This window comes from Corynebacterium sp. HMSC058E07, assembly GCF_001809885.1.
Lineage (GTDB): Bacteria > Actinomycetota > Actinomycetes > Mycobacteriales > Mycobacteriaceae > Corynebacterium > Corynebacterium macclintockiae.
Genome location: NZ_KV799291.1, coordinates 374 through 820, shown reverse-complemented (window position 1 = coordinate 820; position 447 = coordinate 374). Strand labels below are relative to the sequence as shown.

At 56.2% G+C, this 447-nt stretch carries 2 protein-coding genes; one reads left to right on the top strand and one right to left on the bottom strand.

Features of this window, described 5'->3' with window-relative positions; genetic code table 11:
* Nucleotides 1-196: hypothetical protein (locus HMPREF2678_RS10480; protein WP_210382721.1), on the top strand; the 196-nt coding region annotated here is incomplete at its 5' end.
* On the opposite strand, the gene cas2e is transcribed toward HMPREF2678_RS10480, so the two are convergent.
* Entirely contained in the window at nt 129-422 is a 294-nt protein-coding gene (cas2e, locus tag HMPREF2678_RS10130) for a type I-E CRISPR-associated endoribonuclease Cas2e (protein ID WP_083303466.1), read from the bottom strand. The genes HMPREF2678_RS10480 and cas2e overlap by 68 nt on opposite strands.
* Nucleotides 423-447: the final 25 nt, after the last annotated feature.

Below are 447 nucleotides of genomic sequence, written 5' to 3'. Positions count from 1 at the left end.
CTTAGGCTCATCCCCGCTGGCGCGGGGAGCACACTCTCTGAGCTGTGGTTCTTTGAGCCTTAAAGCCGATTCTAGTTCAACTTGTTTTTACTACCAGCCGCTGGACCCGCGAACTGCATCCCACGCATCTATCTTCGCCGTGCTTTGCTCCACCCACGCCGTCGTGATGATGGTGCTCGGTTATTTGGTCGCGTAATCAGGTTCACTCCGTCGAAGTCAGTCGGAACCCAGTTATGCCGGTGGGTCTTGAAATCAAATCCTTGCTCGTTCGCTGCTTGAAACACCATGATTGCCCGACCGTCATTCACCAGATCGCATGTGCGCTCCCAAACCTGGTCACGCACTCGGGCGCTGGGGCGCCCCACGAACACTCCTGGTGAAACCTCCAAAAGCCACCGTGTTAGATCACCGCGAAGGGTCAAGTCCGGTGTAGTGGTGTAGCCGTTT